Genomic DNA, 23,746 nt, shown 5'->3' on the forward strand with positions numbered 1-23,746 from the left:
AGCTTTCTTCATAAGGTGAGGGGTGGTTCCCTCTGATGATTACCGGCCTGCCGGAGGTTTACCCCGGCCCCTTTTTTAACAATAATGTGATTATGCGCTTTCCTGCCAGCAGGGATCTAAACCTTATAATAATGGTAAACTCTAGAATCAAGACCACTTCGGTCACCCGTCTTCGATCTACCGACCCGGTGAGCAAAGATTTTGGTTACAGGCATGGTTGCGGATAATCATTTAAAATCATACTATATATGAAAAATTATAACTTACTACTAATTACTGTATTTAGCTGGATGTTTTGTTCCTGCGACAGTTACCTAGACCCCAAGCCGGATCAAAGTTTGTTGGTGCCTCGAACCTTGGAAGATGTGCAATACCTCTTGGACAACAACGTGGTGTTCAACTTTCAGGGATTTATCCCCTTACTGGCTGCGGATGAATTCAGCATGACAGAGGAAGCATTTACGGGTGCAAGTGTTACGGAACAGGGAGCTTATACCTGGTCAGAAGAACTGTTTCCCACAGGAACATCCACAGATTGGAATCAGCCATATGAAGCTGTTTTTTACAGTAATGTGGCTTTGGACGCCTTGGGAAAGTACACCGGAGAGAGGGACAAATACTACTATGAATTGGAAGGAGCCGCCTTGTTCTATAGATCCATGGCTTATAATCAATTGTTGCAGACATTTGCGCCTCCCTATCAGTTGGAAGGAGGAAATGAACAGCTTTTGGGCATAGTACTAAGAGACGATCCTGATATAAACCTGCCATCAGAAAGGGCAAATCTTCAGAAAAGCTATACCAGAATAATAGAAGATTTAGAAACTGCATTGGATTATTTGCCTGATTATGTGGAGTATAAAACCCGTCCTAATAAAGCTGCTGCTGCAAGCCTATTGGCAAGGGTTCAGCTGTCCGTATTTGATTATGCCGCGGCAGCACAGTCGGCAGAAATTGCTTTGGATTTCTATACAGAACGGATGGATTTCAATGACATTGACTCAGGTATATCCTTACCTTTCTCCCTCTTTAACGCCGAGACCATTTATTATACTCAGCTTCAGAGTACATCAGTGATGTTTTCCCAATTGTTTACCGTGGATAATGGGCTGGTTGAAAGTTATGATTCGGCAGACTTGAGATTTCGGTATTATTTTCAGACCAATGCTGATGGAAACCATCGGCTGACCGGGCATCATACCGGTTCATCTACATTCTTTGGAGGGCTTACGGTGGGAGAGAATCTTTTGATTGCTTCAGAATCAAACCTACGGCTAGGGGATGAGGGGAGAGCAAAATCTTGGCTGGGAGAGTTGTTATCCCTCAGATATGAAGACGATTCATATAGGGAAATACTGGACTTGGAGGGGGAGGAATTACTCGCAAGGATTCTTTTGGAGAGAAGAAAGGAACTGGTAGGAAGAGGGACACGCTGGTCTGATCTGAGAAGACTGAATCAGGAAGCCATATGGGCTAAAAGCGTCCAACGGGATGTGGGTGGTATAATTTATAACCTAGAGCCAACCAGCGCTGCCTATGTTTATCCTATTCCTGACCAGGAAATCCTACGAAGCGGAATAGAACAAAACCAACGTTAAAAAATAAATACCCAAGGTATATCGGCCTTGGGTAAGTATAGTTAGAGTTAAAGTTCTACAAACTCACCGGTTTGCAAAACAGTCTTTTCTCCATTGATGGGATCATCATCTGTAAATGTTACTCTACATTCCAGAGAGGAGGCTTCACATCGATACTGGTTTTGATTTACAATATCTGTGACATCAATATAGGTATCGGGATTTGAAGGGTCCTCTGCCCAGACCATGGTGGAATTACCAGGTAGTTCATTCGGAGAGGTAAAAGCAACTGCCGCGAAGGCAGCTACAACAAACGCGATTAGGGGCAACTTGCCCTCGAGCTTCTTCATATAGTGTCCTGTTTTTTAACAATCAAAAACAGGGAAAACGTTTAGGTGCCCATTCCGGGCGGGTTAAAGTGCCTACTCTGATTGGGGTTTTCGGCTTCTCCCTCGGGATGTTCATCGGCATTGGCTTGTCTCTTAGCCCAAGCCATTAAGAGAAATGGGTATCCCAGTTGTTTTATGCTATTTTTTGGGTGGGGGTCTGACCAATGTCCCTGCCCGTTTTTCTACTTCATGTTTTGGTTTAGTGCTTAATTAGGTTAATTGGTTAAATTTGTATCGTAGAAGCGATATGTTTCTATAGTAATTAAAGCTTAACAACCTGTGAAAAGCCTGAGGTATTCGCCTTGGGCTTTTTTGTTTATACCTGGTGAACAGCGATTGTGCTGATTGTGATTTGTAATCCCAATCCCAAACCGTAGGATTTCTAATCCGAAAATTCACAAACGCTGCAGACCTCCTCGGGACAAGCTTTCTTCTTATCACTGTATCTCATGTCCGAGGGGAAACGGCCTTTGGTCTTTTTTGACCTAGGGTTACGCCCTTCGTTCCTCAGGTCTCCACCCTAGGCTACCGACCAGGCCTACCTACGGCAGGCTTTTTTCTACAGGATTTTGGATTCAAATCAATTGAATTATTATTGCGCTGTCCAGCTTAACCTTTAACCTTTAACTTTTAACCCTAAACTTCTTTAACCTATCACCGGTCATCTCAGCTTTCATACTTCAGCTTTCTGACTTTCTATATTCTTTATTTTTTCTGCCCACAATCCATATCCTGCCACCCCGATAAACCCCAGATTCATCCAGAAGTGCTCTGCCCATCCCAAGCTCTCCAAAATCCCTGCACAGTTGCACGGGACTCGGGGGAATGCTCCCACCCAGATAAGCCCCACGTACGTGGTGAAGACGGTGAGGAGGAGGATACTTGAGAGGTATCCCCACCATCTGCTGACCGAAAAGAGCAGGAGCAGGGCAATCAGCAATTCTACAAACGGCACTGCAAAGGCCAATACTTCTGCAAGTTCTGCAGGAAAGGTCTGGTTGTGGAATGCCTTTCTGCTAGTCTCCCAGCGGATCAGCTTATCCAGACCCGTATAGGTCCATACAAGGATCAATAGGATTGATAATCTATCACTCAATTTTGCAATCATAATCAGGCTATTTCTAGCGTTTCTTAAAGCTCGGTACTAGACCGGATACCGGCTTCACAGCTGTGAAAAAAAAATATTTTATGGGACATTGTCCCAATTTTAGCCTAGGAGTTGAATAATTTGTTGATTTTCTAGGTTTTATGAAAAACATAAACTTATCTTATAGTCCTCGGTAAGTTTCTCTTTTGCAGGGAGTGTTTATGGGGAGAGCATTTATGGCGTGGACTTTAGCTGTTAGATCCAGTAAATATTGAGCCGCCATTTTTTTTAACTTAAATGAAATTGGTTATGATAATTGATATGGATTGGTCTCCTGTTCATCTCAAACCTCTTTTGGATTACTTGAAGAAGGTATCGGAAGAGGAATACACTATGCTATCTCCCTATTTTGAGATAGGCAGTTCCAAGCCGGGAGGGGTGTTGCTTAAATCAGGAGCAATAGAAATCGAATCAAGATTTATCCTTCAGGGAATGGTAGGTAAATTTTATTTAGGAAAATTGGAAAGATTGTATGTGCAAGGGGATGTTTGTGTGGAAATGGAGTCTTACGCCAACCAACTCCCCAGCAGATTTGAATTCAAGGTGTTGCAGCAGGCAAGATTTACCCGCTTACCCTATAAGAACGCCAATTTAATCCTGGAAAAACACCCCCAGTTTGAGGAGCTGTCTGAAGAATTGTACCGCCTATTTCGCTATAGGGAGGAAAAGTGGCAGGTAGTATCCTTGTTGCCTTTTGAGCAGGCCAGAACAGCATTGAACAAACATTATCCGGGATTTGAGTCTGTACTTACCCAAAAACAGCTGGCAGATCTACTGGGGGTTGACCGCAAAACAATAACACGACACAATAACAAAGAGTACGCAGAGGCCAAGCTGAAAAGAATAATCCGGTACTATAAAAGCAATTTGAAGTATCCTTTTGGGTCGAGGATTCATGATGAGGTGGATAAACTGGATGCCCAGGCATTGGTTTGGGGGGGTGTTATCCACCGGCTTTTCTCGGGAACCAAACAGGAGAATAAGTATAAGGAATTAAGGTTGACTTGGCTGTCGGCAAGGCTATATCCTGATGCAAGTTGGGAGAAGTTGACTTGGATAGCCCGCTTGTACGCACTGCTGTTTGCCATGGATGATTTTACTGATCAGTTGCCTGAAGGGATCAAGGCTGAAGTATGGGGAGAAATTTCCTGTGGGTTCTACGGAGTACTTGAGGGAGATAACTGCATGATTCTGCCAAAATCCATAATGGCCTACAGGAATGCTTTTTATGAGCTATGGATGAAGCTGCCCAAGCTGGTCAACTATGACGAAAGCTATTTGGATTACCTGAGGAATGAGATCCAACTATACCTAAAGTCCAATACCTGGGAGGCGGAAAACAGAGATCGTAAAGTTATTCCCACAATGGAAGATTATCTTATCCAACGGCCATTTTTCTCTGGAGGGCAGCTCTCCATATCCTTGACACCTTTGGCAATGGATTGTGATTACAGCGAGATCAAAGGTTCATTTACCAAATCAGAAGCTATCAGGGCGTTAGCTGCCAAATTGATTTTCATTACAAATGACCTGTTCTCCTATGAAAAAGAAAAAAAGCTTGGGGATTTTCATAATCTGATGATTTTGAAGATCCATCATGAACAGGTAAAGGAAGATCGGGCCCGGGAGGAAATTGTCGAATATCACCGACAAACGCTTCTCGAATTCACTAAGCAAGCGGAGGTCTTTAGAAAAAGCGCAAGTTCTACCGAGCAGGAGTTACTTAAGCAGATAGAGTTTAAAATTTCAGGCGCAGCGAGCTGGTCATTGTACGATACTTCACGCTATCACAGATTGTTTAACAAAGAAGAATAAAATTATGGAGAGTATTGAACTTGCAAAACGGTATTTGAATAAGCTGGATATTGAGTTGGCAAAATTCCCCATCTCAGATACAAATCCGCTGGTGATGATAGAGTCTTCTTTTTATCTGGTGGACAAAACTATCCAGGAACTTAAGGAAGGTATAAAAGAACTGGAATTTCTGGATGAGGAAGAGGAAATTGAGTTCTTCAAGGTTTACATGACAGAGTTTCTGTCCAGATCCCATTTTTTCTCGGAGCTTTTTCAAATCGAATCAGAAAGGCTTGGAATTGTGAATCAATCGGATGACTTTTTTTACTCAGGTAAGATGGAAGAAGTTAAAAAGTATTTCCAACGCTATGCTGCACTGAATAATTACCTGATAATGGGCAAATCCTATCTGGATAGAGTTTATTTCCTGCGCGGCTCAGAAGCGCCACTGATATATCCCGACTTATTCCGCCATACCATAGATTCTAGTTTTTGTACTGTATATACCCTTCATTTTGCACGGCTAAAAGCAATGGAAAAATTGATGAATTATTTGTCCAAGAAAGTCAGAGATGTCCAAGGGGAAGTTGAAAAACCGTCGGTGCCTAATCAGCAGACATCTATACTTTGGACGGGTTCAAAAGTGGAGTTGGTGGAACTCATCTATGCACTTAAAACCACTACGGTTGTCAATCATGGGAGCATTACAGTAGCTGAGCTGGCAAAGGCATTTGGTTTTTTTTTGGCAAAGAGCTAAAAGGATACTATAAAACATTTGAAGAAATCCGGGGCAGACGGAACAGCAAGACATTTTTTTTGGACAGGTGTAAGAGTAGCCTGGAATCTTTTATAGCAGAATATGAAGATAATGAATGAGCGAATGATATGAACCAATGATCAGGACGCTTCTTGATTGAGAGCAGGAGGTGTTCTGGAAACTAAACCAAGGAGGATATGAAAGCATTTGTAGAAAGGCTTTTTGGGGAGATGGAGTTATCGCTGAAAGAGGTGGCGAAGGAGACTTCAAACGAGATACAAAAAGCCGAGCGATGTTGTCAGGTGATCAATGCGATATTGATCCGGATGAAGGAATTTATGGCAGGCTATACATTCCGTGATGGGGAAGAAGAGATCCTGTTTTTCAAGGAGTACAAGCCATTGCTCTATAAGGAATTGATTTTCTACTCAGAGCTTACTTATATAGAGGCGAAAAAGCCAATTGGCAAAAAAGAGCAGATCAAAAGCTATTTCCCCCATGTGTTGGATCAGATCCAGGAGTTCTTTGTCAGGAATCACCAGCTATACATTTATTACCAACTGGGGAAGAGTGATCAGGATGAGAAACTCTTTATGAGGAATTCCATGCCTGTGTCACTGATCCGTGACTATTCCTTTGATTTTGACCCATCATTTTCCACGGTCAACAGCAGCAAGCTGGCTAAGATTATGGCCTATGAAAGCCTGACCGACCATATCCGCAAAATTATCCATAAGCTGGAAATGGGTAGTGATGCTGTAGGGAGTGAGGTTTCCGTGCATGAATGGACCGATTCAAAATCCAGCTTGATCGAGTTGGCTTATGCGTTGCATTCCAGGGGAGCAGTAAATCATGGCAAGAGTGATGTGAAGGCAATCATTTCCCTGATGGAGTCCCTGTTCAATGTACAGGTAGGGAATTTCTATCGCACCTTTCAGAGCATGCGTGGCAGAAAGAAAAACAGGACTATTTTTTTGGACAGTCTGAAGGAAAGCCTGGTGAAGCGCATGGATGATACGGATATGGGTTATCAATAGGACAAATTATGTTTTGGGAAGATGTATTTATATTAGCGGTAGGTATTTGTCTGTTGGGAGGAGGTTTTGCGCTGCGGGTATGGATTAAGCGTAGGAGATTTTACAGACGGGGTCCCGGTGGGTTGCAGCATTTTTCCAGGTATAGCAAAGCAGTCTTGATATCAACTTTTGAAGGGTTCCTAATGCTTTTGAGTATTCCAATGTTGATTCTGGGGATGTTGATTTTAATTTTTTGGTATGCGTTAGTCAAGGATATTGGTAAAGAGAAGAATAACAGGGATAAACAGACTGAAAGAATTGAGTCAGAACCTACAGCCCACTTCCTTGTTCCGGCGGAACAGGGCTTTGGCAGCAAGAAGATCTGCCCCATCCCAAAAATTCATTCCCTTGCGTCCATGAGTTGCGTGGGATAAGGCAGATTTGATCGCTGGAATGATACTTAGACATCAGAAGTTTTTTGAGCTTTAACCTGGAATAAATTGGCTCTTCTGATCAATAGCGCTGTGACAACTCAGTTCAATCATGGCGGCCTTTTTCAGGCTCTCTCTGATCAGTGTGTTTCACACTTACTTTGGAGATTTGTGGGATGCGGTTTTCAAGAAAAGTATTTCGAATTCAGCTTGGGTGAAAATAGATTTTATCATTGTCTATTTTTTGACAAAAAGGCAATAGATTTATCTTATCCCTTGCGACTTCTTTTTTAATTAATCCAATACTTTTTTTAGTAACGCAAGAAGATTTTCAAACTTCTCTGGATTTTTATTTTTTAGCTTTTCAAGGTTCTGTAATTTCCATTGTACAGCAGGGAAATGTTCAAAATTATGAATATCCCAATTCGGAGTTCCAACTCCAAAACTCACTAGGAACTCTTTGTCTTTAGCATTTAAATTTTGGTGGATAATTTCTACTAATTTCTCCCTGGTATCTTCAAAATCTTCATAGGAAAAGGATTCAGTACTCATGCCTTCAAATTGATTGGAAAAGGTTTCCCTTTGGTCAATAAAATTGGGCTGAAGCATTTCGTGTAAGGGTCGGTTACTGCATAAAAGGAACAATAGGAAGCCCTTTTTGATTTCCTCTGTAAATCCTTCATTTTCCAAGAGGTATTTTATATCAAATAAATCTCTAGGATGCTGGCGGTCTAATGCAGCGCAAATTTTCCCGCCATACAATTGCCCTATTGAAACCACTGGTATGGCACAAAAAGCATCATACTCCTCTTGCGTCTTTTCGCAGAGAGTTAACATTACAGTTTCATTCATGATCCCTCTGTTAATTTGGTTCACTTCCAATTTTATCTGTGCGTTTCTGGTCGTGACCTGAAGTTTCAATGTTTCCTCATTAAGGGTAACTGTTGCTTCTGGAAGAATTTTTTCCAGTTTTATTTTTATATGGTCTAGTCTTTCAATAATGTTTTTAAAGGATTCCTCGCGGTCCTCCACTGGAATGTACGTTAAATCAATATCTACAGACAATCTAGGCATGTCCCGGACAAATAGATTGATAGCTGTACCTCCATGTAGCGCAAAAATCGGCTCCTTTGCCACTTCTGGCAATACCTGTAACAATAAGGAGACTTGTTTCTTATATTTACTCATGATTCTCTAACGGTCTGGGGACAGTGATTTGATATTTGGATATATAGACACCATCCTTAACCAGTGATCGTTTTCCTCTCCCAAGGTCTATTTTTTCAAGATTTATATATTTAAACCAATCGTGCCCCGCTTTTTCTGCCATATATAGGAACAGTCGGTTCACTTTTACTGATGTACAAGCTTCCAAAAGTTCATTTACCTGCTTCGGTCTTAGGTTGTTCAAGCCTTCCATCAATTCGTAACACTCGATGATATCTTGCTTTTTGGGTGTTAGGAAGAGGCATTCCATTAAAGCCCTAACGGGGTTGGATATTGAAAGACTAAATGCTCCTTGTTCCACAGTTTGTAATCCTATGCTGGAAGGAAGAAAGGAGGAGCTGAAGTAGTTTACATTTACACCCCAATTGTATTTTAAAAACCAAGCCGGTAATTTTTCTTCGCCTCCCCCGAACAGCGTTATTTGTTTTGTTAATAGTTCCAAATAATGGGTTTTTCCCAATAGAGATAAGGCAGTCTTACCTCCAGGATGGATATTCAGATTTGCCTGTTGCTGCAATGCATATATTGCTCCTTGATAGGTAGGTTGATCTCCTTTTCGCATCCAGGCTCCTGTGCCAACTGAATATATCCAATTACTTTTTTTATATCGATTGAGCAATTGGGTGGAATATCCGTTTTCAGTTAACCATGAGCTTAAAAAAACAACTCCTGGGGGTTGTGAATTAAGTAGGCGGATTATTTTTTGCTCATTTTCCAAACTAATAGTGTGTTTTTTTAGTATTTCCTAAACCATTGAAATTGGGTGTTTGTTTTCTTTCAAATATAAAAACTAATAGTTTGTAAAATAGTACTTTTTTAAACAAAAGTAAGGGCAAAATTCAGATATTCATGAGGCGATTTCCATAATCGCCAGTAAAATATATTTTCAGTGTGATCAACCCTCATACGATTTTGTTAAATTTTTGAGTTTGGAACTTAGGATAGTCAATCCTGCTTTTTCCAGACTCTCCGCGATAATGGTATTCAGTTCCTCTTCTGACTCTTTGGAAATCAGGATTGCAGGATTTCCTGATTCTGATTTTTGTTCCATACCTCTTGTAATTACTTCAGTTAAGAGCAATACGGTTTTGCGGGGAATTTTCAGATCGATTTTTACCGTGTCGTGCATTCCGGGTACGGCAAGGAGTGTATCGTAGATTGTTTCAAGTGATGAGATAGCCATAGCTTCATTGATTTTAGATGTAGAATAATTTCATGGCTAAAGCTACTCTGATCCAATGATTTGAGCCTATTTAGAAATTGATCAGGATAGGTAAATGATTCCATCACTTTTTATACTTGTATCACCCGATGGGAAGAATTGTAATGCCAAAGATGATTTTCTCAATGTATCAGAATCATTCTAAAAGCTAACGGGATTTCCTGTGTCCTCCGAAATCGGCAAGATGTACGGTTGTATCACAACCGGATCTTGAAACCCCTAACTCCGAAGTCGTGGGGTTTGAGTTTGTAAAGATGTTGAACAGTGAAAATGAACTGCGAAGATGGAAGAAAACAAGAGAAACAAATGGCTGCATATCCGATTGACTGACCGTGAATTGCTGAAGCTAAAGGCAAATTTTGGGGGGACCGTTCACGATAGTTTAAGTGATTATTCCAGAAGGATATTGCTCAAAAAGGTGGTGATTGGCAGGTATCGGGATACCGGGATTCAGGAACTTTTAAAAGAGTTGACTACACTGAAGCGGGATCTCCATGGCCTTGCCACCAACTATAACCAGTTGGCTAAAAAGATGAATACGGCTAATGATGATGAAATAAATTCCAACCGTTTCCAGGTTGAGAAATTGGAGCAAAGCATCCAAGAATCACTGAAGCGAGTGAACAGATTTGTTGATCAAACCGTGGAGAAATGGTTGCAATCATAAAGACCAGCAAGTCTTTGAGACGACCGTTTCACTACAATGAAAATAAGGTGAAGGAGGGTGTGGCTGAATTGCTTTTAGCCCAGAATTACCCCATGAAAAATGCGGATCAGACTGCTGATTTGCGCCTGAAATACCTGCTCAAATTGGCAAGTCTTAACTCCAGAGCGTCGGTAAATGCAGTCCATATTTCTTTGAATTTTGCCCCCGGCGAGGACTTTGAAAAAGAGAAATTACAAGAGGTTACCAAGGAATATATTCGTGGGATCGGCTTTGAAAACCAGCCTTACCTGGTCTATAAACATACCGATGCAGGCCACCCACATCTGCATATTGTGACGACGAATATTGAGCTCGACGGCAAGCGGATTCCCTTGCATAATATCGGTAAACTCAAGTCTGAACCGACCCGAAAAGCTATCGAGATGGAGTTTGGACTGGTACCAGCCGAGTCCCAGAAACAGGGACTTTTTATCGCCAAACCAGTTGCCATTTCCAGACTGGACTATGGTAAATCTGAAACCAAACGGGCAATAGGAAATGTGCTTCAGCATGTGCTTAAAAACTACAGATTCACTTCCCTGCCAGAGCTGAACGCAGTACTGAGCCAATACAGGATAGTTGCCGATAGGGGAAGAGAAGAATCACGGATTTTCAAAAACAGGGGATTGGTTTATCGGGTGATGGATGATCAGGGAAACAAGGTCGGGGTGCCGATCAAAGCAAGTAGTTTTTATTTCAAAGCAACACTGAATTCCATTGAATCCAAATTCAAATCCAATGAAATGAAGCGTAAAAAACAACTTAAATCCACCCGCTCAGCCATTGATTTAACGCTGGTGAAGATGTCGGGAAAGAGTTTAGATGAGGTGATTAAAAACCTAGAAAAGCAGGGGATCGCTACTGTAAAAAGAGAGAATCTAGAGGGGAGATTATATGGGATCACCTTTGTCGATCATAGAACCAAATGTGTCTTTAACGGAAGTGCATTGGGGAAGAATTATAGCGCAAAAGGGTTGATGGATAGAACAGCTATTCGATCAGAAAAGAGTGGGTTTAGACCGGAATTACTTACAAAGGCAGGCAGGCAAATGGGGGGTAAGCAAGAGGGTCAGCAAACAATTACGATAGGAGAGATCGGACAAACACAACATGCATTAAACGATTCGAGGGGTCTGTTGGAAACAGTGGTTTCGCCTGAAGAAACCTATAGCTACCTGCCTTTTGAGTGGCGGAAAAAGAAGCGGAAGAGGAAGAAAAAAGTAACAAAGTAAGTATTTAAACCAAGGGAAGATGGGAATGCAGACAGGGGAAAACGAACAGGGTTTACGCAAGATTTTGGATATGACCCGGTTGATGGGTGTCGGAGTTTTAGGACTTCATTTTTACTACTATTGCTATGCTACATTCAAGGATTGGGGTTTGGTTTGGGATCTGACGGATAGTGTGCTGAGGAATATTTCCGGGACGGGTCTGTTTCTGGATTTCCATGCTTCGAAGTTGATTGCATTGGCGATGCTTGGGATTTCCCTGTTGGGAATTAAGGGTAGAAAGAGTGAGAATTTGAGTTCAAAAACAGCTTTTGTATACGGTGTATTAGGTCTGGGAATTTATTTTGGAAGCTATGCGATAATGAGCTGGCAAGCTCCATTGGAATGGGTTTCGACTGCTTACATGTCATTGACCTCAGTCGGTTTTTTATGCATACTTTCGGGAGGAACCAAGCTATCCAGAATTATACATGACAAACTCAGCAGCGATATTTTTAATACAGAAAATGAAACGTTCCCGCAGGAAGAACGGCTGATTGAGAATGAATTCTCGGTAAATCTACCTGCAAAATATAATTTGAAAGGAAGGCTCAGAAACAGCTGGATCAATATCATCAATCCCTTTCGTGGCCTGATGGTACTTGGGACACCGGGGTCAGGGAAAAGCTATTTTGTCATCCGCCATGTGATTACACAGCATATCAAAAAAGGGTTTTCCATGTTTGTGTATGACTTCAAATTCGATGATCTGTCATCCATAGTTTACAATACTTGGTTGAAAAATAAGGCTAGTTATAAAGTGGTTCCCGAGTTATATGTGATCAATTTTGATGACCTCACCCGGAGTCACCGCTGCAATCCTTTGGCACCGGAAACCATGTTGGATATTACCGATGCGGCGGAATCGGCACGGACTATTTTGATGGGTCTGAACCGAGAGTGGATCAAAAAGCAAGGAGACTTTTTTGTGGAATCACCGATCAATTTTCTGACTGCCATCATCTGGTTTTTGAGCAAATACAATGATGGGGAATTCTGTACTTTACCCCATGTCATTGAATTGATGCAGGCAGATTACGATGAATTGTTCACGGTTTTAAGAACGGAAAAGGATATTGATGTCTTGATCAATCCCTTTGTGAATGCCTACCTGAATGATGTAATGGAGCAGCTGGAAGGACAGATAGCTTCAGCCAAAATATCCATGGCGCGGCTGTCCTCAGCACAGTTATACTATGTGCTTTCCGGCAATGATTTTACACTGGATATCAATAACCCCAAGGAACCAAAGTTGGTTTGTATGGGCAACAATCCCCAGAAAATCCAGATTTATGGAGCCGTACTTTCACTGTATGTAAACCGTCTGGTGAAGCTGGTAAACCAAAAGGGAAAGCTAAAAAGCAGTCTGATTTTCGATGAGTTTCCGACCATCTATTTAAATGGTATGGACAGTTTGATTGCCACTGCCCGGAGCAATAAAGTAGCAACCACTTTAGGTATTCAGGATCTCAGCCAGCTGCGGAAAGACTATGGGCGGGAGCTTGCAGATGTGATCATGGGGATAGTTGGTAACATTGTTTCGGGACAGGTGACGGGGGATTCTGCCAAACAATTATCGGATAGGATAGGGAAGATCATGCAGGACAGACAGAGTCTTTCGATCAACAGTGCAGACACTTCAATCAGCAAATCAAAACAGCTGGAATCAGCCGTTCCTCCATCTACTATTTCCTCCCTTTCCTCAGGTGGATTTGTCGGTATGGTAGCTGATAATCCGGACTGTAAAATGACTCTGAAAGCTTTTCATTCGGAGATCATCAACGACCACAATGCCCTAAAAAAGGAGCAGGATAACTATGTTCCCATACCTGAAATCCGAAAGATAAGTAGCACTATTGTGCAGAGAAACTACCTTCAGATCAAGCAGGATGTGCAGGATATTATCCTTTCTGAAATGAGTAGGCTATTGAATGATCCAGGGCAGAGGCATTTGGTGATTAGGAAGGGGTGAGAAAAGACAACGTCATCTCCTGCGGTAATTCCTGTCTTGATAGTTAATAATATTAGAATACTCTCCGCATTACCTTCAAAATACTAGTATAGGATCTTTTAAAAATTTCATGAAAAATCATAGAGACATGAGTAAGGAACCTAAAGTGTAACTTTTTAATTGCTAGACTTTAGGTTTTATGGATTAATTATCTATTTCTCTATTTTTATTTTCTTCCTGATTATACCTTCTTCGCTGATTATGTGGAGATAGTAAAATCCTCTCTTAAATCCAAGAACTGGGATTTTGTTTATTTTGTCTTCCATTTTACGCGTGAAAACTTCATTTCCTGATTCATCATAAACCTTAACCTCGAATGGCTGCAGTTCTCTTGAGGTAGTATCAATCTTCTCCGCCTCAATTGTAAGTTCATTTATTACCGGGTTTGGATAGGCCGAATAGTTAAAGGATTGTATTCTGTTTACACGGATCTGTGAGGGTTGTTGTGAACTTCCGCAGCCGTTTCTAGCCCTTACAAAAATATCCCCAAAGGTTTGATTGGGGTTAATGCTTACAGTAATTGTATTGTCATTCGTACCACCACCTGATACAACCGTCAAAGAATTTGATACAGTCCACGTATAACCGGTGTACACACCTGCAAAAGAAGGAGCTGTAAAAGTCCCACCGCCATACACATTGAAACTTTGAAATGAAGTACTCGGCAAACCAGGGATTCCTACCCAAATGTTCCTGATCTTTTCGAAATTACACCCGTTTGGATTAGTCACGGTGGACTTTACCCAACCTGGAGAGTAACTGGAAGGGTTAGTTGGCACTACCTGAAGTGTAGAGCTACTTCCAGGGTTGATTCTCTGTAGATTACTGCTATAAGTCCAGGAAACTGATGATCCTGCCGGCAATGCCCCCACAGAAAATGTGGTTCCGCAAGCCCCATTGTCTTGCCCGATTATTGCTTGGATATCATTTTCTACTTCGATTTGCTTGGTTGCCGTATGTGATCCGCATGATCCCGATAAATTTGCTGTTACCGATATGTTCCCACTATCTTTAGCAGGTATGATTGTAACACTTCTCCCCGAACCTTGAACCTGCCATCCCGCAGGGACGCTCCAAGAGTATGACCCTGCACATGACAAAGAAGGTATAGAGGCGGTGAAAGGAACTCCACATTTGAATTCCGTTGTAGAAGTCGTTATCGCCGGCATTACCCTCGTTACATATAGGGTATGCTATAGTTGCTATAGTGAGGTGTACCTTTGCCTTCGGTATCAGTATATGCTCTGACCTTAATTTCTCCACCTGCACAGTTTCCAGGTGTAAGTTGAATAGAACTTGCAGTAGGCTCATCAATTCGAAAGGTTCCTGTTGCTCCATTAGGACCTGTCCAACCAGGTGGAATTGTCCACTCATAACCGGAAGCAACTTTTGGAGGATTCCCCGGTGATTCGGAATTTGGTATTATTGCTGGTGCAATACCATACCACGCTGTTGGCTTAGAGCAGAATTGGACGCTTTGTGAAGGTCCGCTCATTCCACCTGGGTTGAAATTAACCAGAGATAAAATCCTTATATTTGATACAGAGCCATTAGCCCCTCCCCCGCAACTGACATTTATGGCCGCATCTGGCAAGTTTGTCATATTCCACTTTACTTTAACTTTAGTAGCAGAGGTTATAATAGATTGAGCATCTTGGAAATCTGGAAATACACCTAAAGAAGCTGTCCAACCATAATCATTACATCCTGAAATTGAGGATCGTGTGTATTCAACTGTTTCCCCTGCCCATACTTTGGTTGAAACAGGGGAAAGCGATATAGTTTGAGCAAGAGTATCCACATTAAAATTGGAAATGTAGAAAAAAAGAATGGCTATAAAATGTAATTTTGATTTCATAGTTTAAAATTTGATCGTTAGGAGTAATTGATTGAATGGGATAAGAGATAAATAGTTATTAGAATATCTATATCTTCCTGTGGCATTTGATTTTTTCGCATCTTCTATTAATTGTTTTTTTGGTGGAAGAGGCTGATTAGGTTCAATAGGTAGGTAATAGTCAATACCTATGTTATCTTCTAGGTGATAGGATATGCTAGATTCAAGTCTTAGTGAAAGTCTTTCTGTTATTGATTGAATAATTCCAAAGGAGCCATTTAAATGGTAATTATTGGATCTGTAATCACTATAATCAAAAATATAATTCTCCGGACTGATGAATTTGGTTTGATGTTTTCTAGTTAATAATTGGTTGAAGCCTACATCAGCTGCCCAATACAAGGACATTCCATTCCCTACTTGAAAGTTTGCAAAATCACGTTCAATCCCGAGTACAACTAAATAATTGTAATTCTGAACTTCATCAATCTGGTTACTATTTTTTAATTTTGGTTTATAGAAATCCATGTCAAAACCTAATCTACTTCTCAACGAGAATCCCTTTTCACCGATTTTCCGTGTGGAGAAGAGGGAATAATCTGGCAGTTGGTTTTTATCGAATAGGGACAATAGATCTGCCCCGACTTCCCATTTCTGGGACTTTGAGGTTTGGGAAAAACAGGGCTGGAGGTAGATTAAAGAAACAGCAAGAATTAGAAATGACTTTAAACTGTGTTTTTTTAGTTTCATATAATTAAGGGTTTAGTGTTTCGAAGTGCTAAATTATAAGTTTGACTATAGAATCAAGATATCAAATGTTAATAATTAGGGGTGCATTTGATAACTAAATCCAAAAAAGTGCTCATTATCACGAATTGAGGCTTTGAGATATTTCGTTTTGGGTGTACTAAGCGCAGATTCAAAAACAGGAAAGTGTCCAAACTATAATCTATCCCCCATGGAGTCTAAAAAATGGACGTTTGTTGAGACAGGAGTGAGAAAGAATGTTTCTTTGAAAAATATGCCTTTATTGTTTTATAAACTCCTCTCTCAAATCAAAAGCTAATAAACTTGAAAATTACCATTTTTGGAGATTGCTAATCTTATCTTGGAATATTGGATAGTTTATCGATTCTTTGAAGAAGTGTTTTTATATCAACCAAAAAGGAAGGGTCAGACTGAATATGACCCCAATAATAGTATGATTTGGAGAAATTAGTAATTCCTATTCAACACACTAATCACCAATTTCTTTACCGTCTCCATTTCTTCCGGTTTACTTGAAGCGATGAACAAGGTCAAGCTTGCCAAGGCATCATTGCTGATGATTGAAATTCCCTCCTCGTTATGCAACAAACCGTTTGACTGCAAAAAGAGAAGAAAGCATGCTGCGGCAATCCGTTTGTTGCCGTCAACAAAGCCGTGATTTTTGACGATCAGGTATAGGAGCGTTGCGGCTTTTTCTTCCAGGGTCGGATAGAAATCCTCTTCTCCAAATCCTTTACTAATCTGCGAAATTGCACTTTCAAAGCTTCCATCTTTTTCTTTCCCAAACACTCCAGACTCAAATTCTGATTTCATTGCCTGAATTACTTCTTTGTAATCAGCCAACTCTGGATAATTTGCCTGTCTTTTAGTTAACCCTTTTTTATCCAGGTTCTCGTGATCATAATCATCAAGCAACTCAAGCCCTTTTGCAAATTGATTAAGCCAGTCCAAATTTTGATCTTGAGCTTTTTGCTCAATCGCACGGCTTAAGATCCGGATTCCGTCTTTAAGGGTTTGAACTTCTTGTTGCTTCTGAGAAAGTCTACTCTCATTAATAGCATAGCCCTGGACAAGGAAGTCTTTGAGCCGTTGGGTTGCCCATTGACGGAATTTTATACCATTTTTTGAATTTACTCTATAGCCAACTGATATGATCATGTCGAGATTGAAGTGATCGATATTTCGTTCAATTTTCCTTTTACCCTCCAGTTGAACTATCCGGAAATTCCGGATAGTTGGTTCCTTTTCCAATTCCTGACTATTATAAATTGTTTTGATATGTTCATTTATTGTTCTTACGTCCTTACCAAAAAGCTCAGCCATTTGCTTTTGATTTAGCCATACTGTTTCCTGTTCAAACTTTACCTCAATTTGAGTCTGTCCATTTGCGGCTTGATATATTTCGATTTGATTTTCCATTGTTCGGTTCAATTTAAGTTTCATTTGTGGGTTTCTGGCTCTTCATTCAAAGAGAAGTCAGTTAGGACTCATTGAAGCTTCTCCCTTAAAGCCTTCATGTCAAAACTTATCTTCGTATCCAGGATTTTGGCATAATGCTGCGTCTGTTTAAGGGATTTGTGACCGAGCATTTTTGATACGGTTTCGATAGGTACTCCATTGGCCAAGGTAATGGTAGTTGCAAATGTGTGCCGTGCAATATGAAAGGTGAGCGGTTTATTGATCTCACATACGTCAGCGATTTCCTTCAGATACGAATTCATCTTTTGGTTGCTCAATACTGGCAATACATGAGTTCCTTCCTTACATTGAGGGTGGTCTCTATACTTTTTAATAAGCTCCAAAGCTTTTGGCAATAAGGGCAAACGGGTAGGAGAGTCCGTTTTTTGCCTCTGAGTATAGATCCATTGCTCTCCGTCAATACCTGTTGCTATTTGATTTTTTCTAAGGTTTTTGACATCAATGTAGGCAAGGCCAGTATAGCAGCTGAATAGAAAAATATCCCTCACATGGTTGAGCCGTTCAGTTGCGAATTGTTTTTCAGATATCTTTTGGATTTCAATCCATGATAGAAAGTCCCGATTGACTTCCTTTTTGACCATCTTGAACTGAACAAATGGATTTCTGATCAACCATCCGTTTTTTATGCAGATCAGTACAATCTTTTTAAAATTGGAAAGGTATTTCACTGTGGTATTGTGACTGCAGTTCTGTACCGACCTTAGCCAAAAAGAATATCCTGAGATAAATTCATAATCCAGAAGTTGGATGTCCATGTCATCCGCTCCATATTTCCATTGGATAAATGAGCGGGTATGATCCAATGAGGTTCTGTATCGCTGCAGGGTACCGGGAGCAAATTCTTTTCCCAATAACGCTTCGACTTGTTCATTATGCTCCCTGAAAATCTCCAGTATCATCTTTTTCTTCTCACCGACTCCAAGAAGGACATTCTTTAAAGCTTCTGCAGTGACTTCTCTGTCCGATTCAATCAGTTGTTTTTTCGCCTGTAGCGTTTTATAGGAAAGTGTATCCAGGAATGCGTTTAATGTCCTGCTGTCCTCTTTGTTCCCTTCGGCTCTTCCGGCTGAACCATTCCATCTTGAAGGGTTCCAAAGTCTCTTGGTAGAAATTTCTTTGGAAATCCCATCGACGGTAATTCTGAGGTAAACATACCTCTCTTTTTTTGTGGATTTTTTGGACTGTTTCAAAAAGAAGAGCAATCCGAAGCTTTTTTCTAACATGATTTGGTTAGTTAGGTTGAATAAAATTCGGAATACAAGCTCTAAATCACAAGATGTTCACTTATTGAACATGTTGATAATCAAAATAATATAATGCTCCCAGTGCGTCTTTTTTTTTCAGGTAGAGGACTACACGAATGACGCACTGGAATTACAGGCAATTGTGAAGATTTTACGGGTTTTTGACCATAAAAAAAGCCTGTAAAGAATTTCTTTACAGGCTTTTTTTGAATCTGATGAGTTGAATAAAGCGAAAATCTGATTTTTAATGTACTGATTATCAGTGCTTTGCGCTTTTATTCTTTCTTGAAGTGACTTAATAAATCTTTTTTCAAGAAGCTTGTTGACTTTTTCAACAAGGTACTCAGCAGAGGAAGAGGGATTCGAACCCCCGGTACCTCTCGGTACAACGGTTTTCAAGACCGCCGCATTCGACCGCTCTGCCATTCCTCTAGGTCGTTCTTAGGTTTGTGCCTGATTTGGATTGCAAAAGTAGGAGAAAAGTAAACTTTTGCAAAACCTAAACCGGATTTTTATGCTAACTTCCTGATTGTTTTTGATTTAATTTTCTGCTCTGCATAGAATTTGTGTATTGAATGTTAAAATAACTTCTCAGATCCTATGGACTCCCCGAAAAGTTGGGGCGGAGTTATTCAGGAACAGCTCTTTTTTCTTCACGGACCAACTCCTCAATTCCATTTCCCTCCCGTTTTTTCTTTTCTTCTATCAGGTCCAAACTCACATTTACCTCAAAACATACCAGGATGATGATCGATGTGATAAGTAGCCATAGCATCAAAGCGATCAATGTTCCGATGGAGCCGTAGAGCCTGTTGTAGCTGGCGAAATTGTTCAGGTAAAACGTGAAGCCATAGAATCCTACTGTAATCAACAGTCCGGCCAACTTGGCCCCTTCAGAAAAGAATTTCCACTTATCGTGAACGGCAGGGGCAAACCTAAAAATAAACGCTGTAGTGATGTAAAACATAAACAGTAGGATGAGGAACTTCAGACTGGAGAACAAGAAATACATAAACCCTGAGTTGAACACTTGCAACTCATCTAGGCGCCGGATGATGACCCCGCCCACGATCATTACCAAACTAGCCGTAATTACTGTCAGGGCAAGTATAAGCACGATACTGACAGCTATGCCTCTGCTTTGAAAAAAGCCTCTGTTGTCTTTGGTCTGATACACGGAGTTAAAGGAGTTCATCATGGAGACCACACCTTGGGTGGAAGCAAAGAGGGCAAAGAAGAAACCCAAAGAAAGCAGGCTTTGTCTCGGCTTGGACACAATATCCATGATCGTCCCTTCAGATTGGGTGTAGATTTCCTCTGGCAGGATCTCCTGGGTGAAGGTGAGGATGTTCTCCGTAGTGATATAGGGGAAAATGTCCTGTAAATAGGGGATAAGGTTGAGCAGAAAAAGAATCATGGGGAAGAGTGCTATGGTATAGCTGAAAGCCATCGATCCGGCCCGCTCTAAAATGTCGTCTTTTCTCAGCTGGAGCAAAAAAATCCTACCCAGATCATATAGGTTTTTGTCGGGGTCTCCGAAATGGATTTTCTTTAGCTTTCTGGCTTGCCATAGCAGCCTGACTTCTAACCTAAGGATTTTTGTTTTAATCACGTTGTCCTACATCTTGAAAATACCCTTCCAATAAAGCTAATAAATTATGCGGAGGTCTGGTGGGACGATGGTTGTCTTTTTTGAGGAAGGTGAGAATAGTCCAGCCTTCTGTGATCAGCTCCCCATGTTCATTGAACACCTCATATTCAAATCGGATCCGGGCTCCGGGCAGTGAGGGAATCCGGGTCTTGATGGTGAGCAGTTCATCGTATTTGCCCGGTTTTATATAGCGAAAATGACTTTCCAGTACGGGCATCATCACTCCTTCTTCCTCCATTTCCCTGTAGCTAAACCCCACGCTGCGCATGGCTTCCACCCTGGCCACTTCGAAGTACATCGCATAGTTGCCATAATAGACATAGCTCATCTGGTCAGTCTCTGCGTACCTTACTCTGATTTGGGTCTGGGCAGTGTACATGTCAATATATTTGAGCGGCATTTAGGGCTGCCTGATATCTCCTCGCGTTAGCAGTATGCTGCGCAAGTGTGACGGCAAAGGCATGGTATCCGGAAAAATCCTCCTTAGCACAGAAATATAGGTAATCGTGATTTTCCGCGTTTAGCACAGCGTCCAATGAGTTGATGTCGGGAAGATTGATAGGGCCAGGAGGAAGGCCGGCATACATATAGGTGTTGTATGGGCTGTCGGTTTCTTTGTGTATGTTGAGAACCCGCTTCAGTTCAAAATCCCCTAAGGCGAATACTAGGGTAGGATCAGCCTGAAGCGGCATATTCAGCCTCAATCTATTCAGATAGACACCGGCGATTTTTGGACGCTCGTCCGCCTTCTGGCTTTCTGCCTGCACTATGCTTGCCAGGGTGCTTGTTTCTTTTGGGTTTAGGCCAAGTAAACTTGCTTTTTGTCTGCGAGTATCTGTCCAGAAACTGTTGTATTCCCTATACATGCGGTCAAAAAGTGCCTCTGGACTGGTATTCCACCACAGCTCATAAGTATTGGGGATGAACATGCTCATGATCGTCTCTTCCTCAAAATCAAATTTCCGTATATAGACAGAATCTTGAATCAGGTCAAGAAACTGATCGCTGGTGATCTCTAGGTTGGCGGTGATCTTTTCTGCCAGGTCCTCCTTGGTTCTCACGTTGTTGAAAGTGATGCGGACGGGGGTCTGTCTGCCGGAGCGTAATAGTCTGACCAGTTCAAGATTGGTCATTTTAGGAGTGAGGGTGTAGAGCCCTGGTTTCACCGCTTCCTGATAGTCCAGGATCTTTGCCACGAAGCTAAAGCTTACCAAATCATTTACGACTTGATCATCATATAGCCTGTTTGCGACAGTCTTATAAGTGTCATTGCTTCCTATCTTCAGCATGTAATTCTGGTCAGAATCTATCAGCACATTCGGGCTGAAAAATACCTGATAGAAATAAAAACTCATGGAAATCGCGGTCACTGATACCGCAATGATCAGCACGAGGTAGATGTTTTTTCTTTTATCGCTTTGCATACAAGGGACAAAAATAGGGAAAATCTAAGTTGGAGTTTGTGCCAGAGGGAAGTGAATGATACCTTTCTGGCAAAAAAATAATGCCATGGGAGTACTATTGGTCACCTGCGCCGTGCTTTTTTCGGGCCAGAAAGTGCTTTGTGCCCAGCGATCTTCGACTATGCCGCTTCCCGGTCTATGGGAATTTCCCGGCGGTAAAATTGAAGAGGGTGAGAGTCCTGAGGAATGCTTGAACAGAGAGGTCAGGGAGGAATTGGGTATAAGCATCGATATTGTGCGCCCCATGGATCCATCTGAGTATTCCTACACACCCGGAACACTCATCCATCTGCTTCCATTTATTTGCTGTTGGGCAGGTGGTGAGCTTACTTTGACAGAGCACCAAGCGGTAAAATGGTCGGGAAAGGAAGAATTGATGACTTTGGAATGGGCGCCGGCGGATATGCCTATTGTGGAGGAATTGCTGGGTAAATGGAACAATATTCAAAAACAACTAGTTGATTACACCAAAGAAACTTAAGATATGCCCGCTGAATTGATCCGACTATATGAGGAAAACCCAGACCAGGACAAGATCAGAAAAATCGCCGCCACGCTTCGTGATGGTGGCGTGGTGATCTATCCTACAGATACGGTCTATGGTATGGGCTGTGATATCATGAACGTACGTGCTGTAGAGCGGATATGCAAAATCAAGGGGATCAACCCTAAAAAGCATAATTTCTCTATTATCTGTGCTGACCTGAGTAATATTTCCCAGTTTACCAAGGTGATCAGTAAGCCGGTTTTCAAGATGATGAAAAAAGGATTGCCAGGCCCCTTTACCTTTATTTTGGAAGCTAGTAATCAGGTCCCGAAGATTCTGCACAGCAAAAAGAAAACACTGGGGATCAGGGTGCCGGACCATAATGTGCCTAGGATGCTGGTGGAAGAACTGGGGCATCCCATACTCACCACTTCCATCAATGACGAAGATGAAGTGATAGAATACAGTACCGATCCGGAATTGATTTTCGAAAAATACCAACATCTGGTCGATGTGGTGATAGATGGGGGATATGGGCAGAATATAGCTTCTACCGTATTGGATTGCACGGGCTATGAAGTAGAAGTGCTTAGAGAAGGTTTGGGCAAACTGGAGAATCTGGAATAGTCACATGGCAAAAATCATCGCAGTGGACCTGCATTATTTTCCAAACCTGGAGTTTTTTGCGGCTATATCCGGAGCAGATGAGCTCCTGTTTTTCCCGGAGGAAACTTATCAAAGGCAGTCCTTTTTCAACCGCACCCAAATACGGCTCGCCAATAAGGTAGGGACGCTCAGTGTACCTATCCAAGGACGGAGACCGAGACTTCCACAGAAAGATATCAAGATCGATTATACCCAAAACTGGATCAATATTCATCTTAGAAGTATTCAGAGTGCTTACGGGAAAGCACCTTTTTTCGAATATTATTTTCCTTATTTCGAACAGATGTTTCACAAAAAAACGGAGAGTTTGTGGGAATTGAACTGGCAAATACTGACAATATGTCTCAGGCTTTTGGGGATGCCTGTCAAGATGCGGGTGTTTGATAACAGTAGGGTTGATTCTTGGTCTGATGATATAAGAGGGCAACTGGTGCCCCCAGTGCCTTTTTCAGAGCGGGATTACTATAAAGCAACACCCTATTTCCAACTTTTTGGCTTAGACTTTGATCCTAACCTGAGCATTCTGGATTTGTTGTTTTGTGAAGGGCCAGCATCGAAAGGAATAGTATTAAAGTCTGTAAAAAAACAATGAACAATCTATAAAAG

The 23,746-nt window shown here is 41.5% G+C and carries 25 protein-coding genes and 1 tRNA gene; 12 read left to right on the forward strand and 14 right to left on the reverse strand.

Annotated features, from left to right (window positions below; genetic code table 11):
• Positions 1 to 248: 248 nt before the first annotated feature.
• Positions 249 to 1,598 carry a RagB/SusD family nutrient uptake outer membrane protein gene (locus LZF95_RS08575; protein WP_233754572.1) on the forward strand — a complete coding sequence of 450 codons (1,350 nt, stop codon included), beginning with the start codon at positions 249 to 251 and terminating at the stop codon, positions 1,596 to 1,598.
• 47 nt (positions 1,599 to 1,645) lie between these two features.
• Here LZF95_RS08575 and LZF95_RS08580 read toward each other — a convergent pair whose 3' ends face one another.
• The gene (locus LZF95_RS08580) at positions 1,646 to 1,927 is read right to left on the reverse strand and encodes a DUF6520 family protein (protein WP_233754573.1); all 282 of its coding nucleotides are present in this window, start codon (positions 1,925 to 1,927) and stop codon (positions 1,646 to 1,648) included.
• Between the two features lie 712 nt (positions 1,928 to 2,639).
• Positions 2,640 to 3,074, reverse strand: a complete 435-nt coding sequence (locus tag LZF95_RS08585; protein ID WP_233754574.1) for a MauE/DoxX family redox-associated membrane protein — start codon at positions 3,072 to 3,074, stop codon at positions 2,640 to 2,642.
• A gap of 276 nt (positions 3,075 to 3,350) precedes the next feature.
• Between LZF95_RS08585 and LZF95_RS08590 the strand changes: the two genes are divergently transcribed.
• The 5 genes from LZF95_RS08590 to LZF95_RS08605 all read left to right on the forward strand — a co-directional run bounded on the left by LZF95_RS08590 (position 3,351) and on the right by LZF95_RS08605 (position 7,114).
• Complete coding sequence (locus tag LZF95_RS08590; RefSeq protein ID WP_233754575.1) at positions 3,351 to 4,928, forward strand: terpene synthase family protein; 1,578 nt, start codon at positions 3,351 to 3,353, stop codon at positions 4,926 to 4,928.
• Positions 4,929 to 4,932: 4 nt separating this feature from the next.
• Positions 4,933 to 5,664: an RteC domain-containing protein gene (locus tag LZF95_RS08595; RefSeq protein WP_233754576.1), complete on the forward strand. Its 732-nt coding sequence runs from the start codon at positions 4,933 to 4,935 to the stop codon at positions 5,662 to 5,664.
• A 26-nt stretch (positions 5,665 to 5,690) separates the two neighbouring features.
• A complete protein-coding gene (locus tag LZF95_RS27760; RefSeq protein ID WP_368670769.1) occupies positions 5,691 to 5,783 on the forward strand; it encodes a hypothetical protein in 93 nt (30 codons plus the stop codon).
• A 78-nt stretch (positions 5,784 to 5,861) separates the two neighbouring features.
• A complete protein-coding gene (locus LZF95_RS08600) occupies positions 5,862 to 6,701 on the forward strand; it encodes an RteC domain-containing protein (RefSeq protein WP_233754577.1) in 840 nt (279 codons plus the stop codon).
• An 8-nt stretch (positions 6,702 to 6,709) separates the two neighbouring features.
• The gene (locus LZF95_RS08605; RefSeq protein ID WP_233754578.1) at positions 6,710 to 7,114 is read left to right on the forward strand and encodes a hypothetical protein; all 405 of its coding nucleotides are present in this window, start codon (positions 6,710 to 6,712) and stop codon (positions 7,112 to 7,114) included.
• Between the two features lie 291 nt (positions 7,115 to 7,405).
• On the opposite strand, the gene LZF95_RS08610 is transcribed toward LZF95_RS08605, so the two are convergent.
• The 3 genes from LZF95_RS08610 to LZF95_RS08620 all read right to left on the reverse strand — a co-directional run bounded on the left by LZF95_RS08610 (position 7,406) and on the right by LZF95_RS08620 (position 9,521).
• Positions 7,406 to 8,299, reverse strand: coding sequence for a nucleotidyl transferase AbiEii/AbiGii toxin family protein (locus tag LZF95_RS08610; protein ID WP_233754579.1), 894 nt, complete (start codon positions 8,297 to 8,299; stop codon positions 7,406 to 7,408).
• Positions 8,292 to 9,056 carry a type IV toxin-antitoxin system AbiEi family antitoxin gene (locus tag LZF95_RS08615; RefSeq protein ID WP_233754580.1) on the reverse strand — a complete coding sequence of 255 codons (765 nt, stop codon included), beginning with the start codon at positions 9,054 to 9,056 and terminating at the stop codon, positions 8,292 to 8,294. Before LZF95_RS08615 ends, LZF95_RS08610 begins: the two co-directional genes overlap by 8 nt.
• A gap of 177 nt (positions 9,057 to 9,233) precedes the next feature.
• On the reverse strand, positions 9,234 to 9,521 hold the full coding sequence (locus LZF95_RS08620; protein WP_233754581.1) for a hypothetical protein: 288 nt from the start codon (positions 9,519 to 9,521) through the stop codon (positions 9,234 to 9,236).
• Positions 9,522 to 9,843: 322 nt separating this feature from the next.
• On the opposite strand from LZF95_RS08620, the gene LZF95_RS08625 reads away from it, so the two are divergent.
• Genes LZF95_RS08625 through mobC form a run of 3 tightly spaced genes read left to right on the forward strand, consistent with a single transcriptional unit; the run spans position 9,844 to position 13,506 of the window.
• Complete coding sequence (locus tag LZF95_RS08625) at positions 9,844 to 10,227, forward strand: hypothetical protein (RefSeq protein WP_233754582.1); 384 nt, start codon at positions 9,844 to 9,846, stop codon at positions 10,225 to 10,227.
• Positions 10,212 to 11,498 (forward strand): relaxase/mobilization nuclease domain-containing protein, encoded by a 1,287-nt coding sequence (locus LZF95_RS08630; RefSeq protein WP_233754583.1) that lies wholly within the window; start codon positions 10,212 to 10,214, stop codon positions 11,496 to 11,498. Before LZF95_RS08625 ends, LZF95_RS08630 begins: the two co-directional genes overlap by 16 nt.
• A 19-nt stretch (positions 11,499 to 11,517) precedes the next feature.
• The gene (gene mobC, locus LZF95_RS08635) at positions 11,518 to 13,506 is read left to right on the forward strand and encodes a conjugal transfer protein MobC (protein WP_233754584.1); all 1,989 of its coding nucleotides are present in this window, start codon (positions 11,518 to 11,520) and stop codon (positions 13,504 to 13,506) included.
• A gap of 191 nt (positions 13,507 to 13,697) precedes the next feature.
• Here the strand turns inward: mobC and LZF95_RS08640 are convergent, their stop codons facing one another.
• From LZF95_RS08640 to mltG, 9 genes are all read right to left on the reverse strand, one after another.
• Positions 13,698 to 14,714 carry a T9SS type A sorting domain-containing protein gene (locus LZF95_RS08640; protein ID WP_233754585.1) on the reverse strand — a complete coding sequence of 339 codons (1,017 nt, stop codon included), beginning with the start codon at positions 14,712 to 14,714 and terminating at the stop codon, positions 13,698 to 13,700.
• Positions 14,715 to 14,722: 8 nt separating this feature from the next.
• The gene (locus LZF95_RS08645; RefSeq protein WP_233754586.1) at positions 14,723 to 15,403 is read right to left on the reverse strand and encodes a hypothetical protein; all 681 of its coding nucleotides are present in this window, start codon (positions 15,401 to 15,403) and stop codon (positions 14,723 to 14,725) included.
• A gap of 3 nt (positions 15,404 to 15,406) precedes the next feature.
• Positions 15,407 to 16,132: a hypothetical protein gene (locus LZF95_RS08650; RefSeq protein ID WP_233754587.1), complete on the reverse strand. Its 726-nt coding sequence runs from the start codon at positions 16,130 to 16,132 to the stop codon at positions 15,407 to 15,409.
• A gap of 465 nt (positions 16,133 to 16,597) precedes the next feature.
• Positions 16,598 to 17,569, reverse strand: coding sequence for a RhuM family protein (rhuM, locus tag LZF95_RS08655; RefSeq protein ID WP_233754588.1), 972 nt, complete (start codon positions 17,567 to 17,569; stop codon positions 16,598 to 16,600).
• Positions 17,570 to 17,637: 68 nt separating this feature from the next.
• Positions 17,638 to 18,852 carry a site-specific integrase gene (locus LZF95_RS08660; protein ID WP_233754589.1) on the reverse strand — a complete coding sequence of 405 codons (1,215 nt, stop codon included), beginning with the start codon at positions 18,850 to 18,852 and terminating at the stop codon, positions 17,638 to 17,640.
• A gap of 368 nt (positions 18,853 to 19,220) precedes the next feature.
• Positions 19,221 to 19,305: transfer RNA gene (locus LZF95_RS08665), tRNA-Ser, on the reverse strand.
• A 196-nt stretch (positions 19,306 to 19,501) separates the two neighbouring features.
• Positions 19,502 to 20,482 carry a YihY/virulence factor BrkB family protein gene (locus LZF95_RS08670; RefSeq protein ID WP_233754678.1) on the reverse strand — a complete coding sequence of 327 codons (981 nt, stop codon included), beginning with the start codon at positions 20,480 to 20,482 and terminating at the stop codon, positions 19,502 to 19,504.
• The gene (locus LZF95_RS08675; protein ID WP_233754590.1) at positions 20,478 to 20,903 is read right to left on the reverse strand and encodes a thioesterase family protein; all 426 of its coding nucleotides are present in this window, start codon (positions 20,901 to 20,903) and stop codon (positions 20,478 to 20,480) included. Before LZF95_RS08675 ends, LZF95_RS08670 begins: the two co-directional genes overlap by 5 nt.
• 1 nt (position 20,904) lies before the next feature.
• Positions 20,905 to 21,948 (reverse strand): endolytic transglycosylase MltG, encoded by a 1,044-nt coding sequence (gene mltG / locus LZF95_RS08680; RefSeq protein WP_233754591.1) that lies wholly within the window; start codon positions 21,946 to 21,948, stop codon positions 20,905 to 20,907.
• Between the two features lie 85 nt (positions 21,949 to 22,033).
• Here mltG and LZF95_RS08685 point away from each other — a divergent pair, with 85 nt between their 5' ends.
• The 3 genes from LZF95_RS08685 to LZF95_RS08695 are packed head-to-tail and all read left to right on the forward strand — an operon-like array spanning position 22,034 to position 23,732.
• Complete coding sequence (locus LZF95_RS08685; RefSeq protein ID WP_233754592.1) at positions 22,034 to 22,468, forward strand: (deoxy)nucleoside triphosphate pyrophosphohydrolase; 435 nt, start codon at positions 22,034 to 22,036, stop codon at positions 22,466 to 22,468.
• 3 nt (positions 22,469 to 22,471) lie between these two features.
• Complete coding sequence (locus LZF95_RS08690; protein WP_233754593.1) at positions 22,472 to 23,101, forward strand: L-threonylcarbamoyladenylate synthase; 630 nt, start codon at positions 22,472 to 22,474, stop codon at positions 23,099 to 23,101.
• Positions 23,102 to 23,105: 4 nt separating this feature from the next.
• Positions 23,106 to 23,732: a WbqC family protein gene (locus LZF95_RS08695; RefSeq protein ID WP_233754594.1), complete on the forward strand. Its 627-nt coding sequence runs from the start codon at positions 23,106 to 23,108 to the stop codon at positions 23,730 to 23,732.
• The last annotated feature ends 14 nt before the right edge of the window (positions 23,733 to 23,746 follow it).

Origin of the sequence: Algoriphagus sp. AGSA1 (genome assembly GCF_021390545.1) — a bacterium.
GTDB lineage: Bacteria > Bacteroidota > Bacteroidia > Cytophagales > Cyclobacteriaceae > Algoriphagus.

Bases quoted from the DNA above. Each gene is read 5' to 3' on its own strand.
- LZF95_RS08575 (WP_233754572.1), top strand. From the start codon at position 249: ATGAAAAATTATAACTTACTACTAATTACTGTATTTAGCTGGATGTTT.
- LZF95_RS08580 (WP_233754573.1), bottom strand. From the start codon at position 1,927: ATGAAGAAGCTCGAGGGCAAGTTGCCCCTAATCGCGTTTGTTGTAGCT.
- LZF95_RS08585 (WP_233754574.1), bottom strand. From the start codon at position 3,074: ATGATTGCAAAATTGAGTGATAGATTATCAATCCTATTGATCCTTGTA.
- LZF95_RS08590 (WP_233754575.1), top strand. From the start codon at position 3,351: ATGAAATTGGTTATGATAATTGATATGGATTGGTCTCCTGTTCATCTC.
- LZF95_RS08595 (WP_233754576.1), top strand. From the start codon at position 4,933: ATGGAGAGTATTGAACTTGCAAAACGGTATTTGAATAAGCTGGATATT.
- LZF95_RS08600 (WP_233754577.1), top strand. From the start codon at position 5,862: ATGAAAGCATTTGTAGAAAGGCTTTTTGGGGAGATGGAGTTATCGCTG.
- LZF95_RS08605 (WP_233754578.1), top strand. From the start codon at position 6,710: ATGTTTTGGGAAGATGTATTTATATTAGCGGTAGGTATTTGTCTGTTG.
- LZF95_RS08610 (WP_233754579.1), bottom strand. From the start codon at position 8,299: ATGAGTAAATATAAGAAACAAGTCTCCTTATTGTTACAGGTATTGCCA.
- LZF95_RS08620 (WP_233754581.1), bottom strand. From the start codon at position 9,521: ATGGCTATCTCATCACTTGAAACAATCTACGATACACTCCTTGCCGTA.
- LZF95_RS08625 (WP_233754582.1), top strand. From the start codon at position 9,844: ATGGAAGAAAACAAGAGAAACAAATGGCTGCATATCCGATTGACTGAC.
- LZF95_RS08630 (WP_233754583.1), top strand. From the start codon at position 10,212: ATGGTTGCAATCATAAAGACCAGCAAGTCTTTGAGACGACCGTTTCAC.
- mobC (WP_233754584.1), top strand. From the start codon at position 11,518: ATGGGAATGCAGACAGGGGAAAACGAACAGGGTTTACGCAAGATTTTG.
- LZF95_RS08640 (WP_233754585.1), bottom strand. From the start codon at position 14,714: ATGCCGGCGATAACGACTTCTACAACGGAATTCAAATGTGGAGTTCCT.
- LZF95_RS08645 (WP_233754586.1), bottom strand. From the start codon at position 15,403: ATGAAATCAAAATTACATTTTATAGCCATTCTTTTTTTCTACATTTCC.
- LZF95_RS08650 (WP_233754587.1), bottom strand. From the start codon at position 16,132: ATGAAACTAAAAAAACACAGTTTAAAGTCATTTCTAATTCTTGCTGTT.
- rhuM (WP_233754588.1), bottom strand. From the start codon at position 17,569: ATGGAAAATCAAATCGAAATATATCAAGCCGCAAATGGACAGACTCAA.
- LZF95_RS08660 (WP_233754589.1), bottom strand. From the start codon at position 18,852: ATGTTAGAAAAAAGCTTCGGATTGCTCTTCTTTTTGAAACAGTCCAAA.
- LZF95_RS08675 (WP_233754590.1), bottom strand. From the start codon at position 20,903: ATGTACACTGCCCAGACCCAAATCAGAGTAAGGTACGCAGAGACTGAC.
- mltG (WP_233754591.1), bottom strand. From the start codon at position 21,948: ATGCAAAGCGATAAAAGAAAAAACATCTACCTCGTGCTGATCATTGCG.
- LZF95_RS08685 (WP_233754592.1), top strand. From the start codon at position 22,034: ATGGGAGTACTATTGGTCACCTGCGCCGTGCTTTTTTCGGGCCAGAAA.
- LZF95_RS08690 (WP_233754593.1), top strand. From the start codon at position 22,472: ATGCCCGCTGAATTGATCCGACTATATGAGGAAAACCCAGACCAGGAC.
- LZF95_RS08695 (WP_233754594.1), top strand. From the start codon at position 23,106: ATGGCAAAAATCATCGCAGTGGACCTGCATTATTTTCCAAACCTGGAG.